The organism is Rhizobium leguminosarum (assembly GCF_004123835.1).
Taxonomy (GTDB): domain Bacteria; phylum Pseudomonadota; class Alphaproteobacteria; order Rhizobiales; family Rhizobiaceae; genus Rhizobium; species Rhizobium leguminosarum_M.
Genome location: NZ_MZMU01000016.1, coordinates 1 through 1,035 on the forward strand (window position 1 = coordinate 1; position 1,035 = coordinate 1,035).

General features: G+C 59.9%; 1 protein-coding gene. It reads right to left on the reverse strand.

Features of this window, described 5'->3' with window-relative positions; all coding sequences use genetic code 11:
- Positions 1–952 (reverse strand): IS481 family transposase (locus B5P46_RS24355; RefSeq protein WP_129420973.1); only part of this gene is annotated, 952 nt, incomplete at its 3' end.
- Positions 953–1,035: the final 83 nt, after the last annotated feature.

Genomic DNA, 1,035 nt, shown 5'->3' on the forward strand with positions numbered 1-1,035 from the left:
TGTGGAGCCTCAACAGGTTGTCTCGGTTGAGACCGAGGCGACCGATGGGTGTTTTTGATTTCAGGCTACCATGAGGACGATGCCAATTGTACATGTGGGTCCAGTTTGGCAGATGGGCTTTTCGGTGTTCGGATGACGGATAGGCGCGTGCATAGGCCCACTCTCGCAAAGCCGTCTGAATGAAGCGCTCCGCCTTGCCGTTGGTCTTGGGGGTATAGGGTTTGGTGCGGATGTGCTTGAGGCCGAGTGCCCTGCAGGCCGTTGCGAAGTCCTTGGCCTTGTAGCAGGAGCCGTTGTCGGTCATCACCCGCGTGACTGTGATGCCCAGGCTCCGATAATAGGCGACGGCCGCCTTGAGGAAGGCAATGGCGCTGACGGCGGTTTCGTCCGGGAAGATATCGGTAAAGGCGATGCGGGAGGCATCGTCGATGCAGATGTGGACGTATTCCCAGCCGACACCACGCGAGTTGCTTTGGCCGGTCCTGTCGCCGGTGATGCGGTGGCCGACGCGATGAAAGCGGCCGAGGCGCTTGATATCGAGATGGATCAAACCACCCGGCTCGGCATATTCGTAACGCACGACCGGCTCGGCGGGATCGATATCCTTCATCCGGGACAGGCCTGCACGCCTGAGAACGCGGCTGACGGTGGCGGGCGACACGCCTGTTTCCATGGCGATGTGCTTGCCTGTCAGGCGCTGACGGCGAAGTGCGACGATGCGCTCCGCCAAGGACTGACCCGTCTGACGTGGACTGATTTTGGGCCGGGATGAGCGGTCCGCCATCCCGGCGCGTCCTTGTGCCCTGAACCGTTCGAGCCAGCGTGAAACGATCTTTGGCGAGACACCATAAAGGCGGGCGGCCTGGGCTTTGGACACCTGGCCTTCGGCAACGGCCAAAGCCATTTCCTCTCGACGCAACGGTGTCAGTCGGGCATTCTTATGGATGTTCATTCGGAGTGATCCTGGAAAACTGAGGTGTGGTAACTCCAGTCTCCTAAATCCGCTCCGAATGGACAACCTCCTGAAAGCTCACA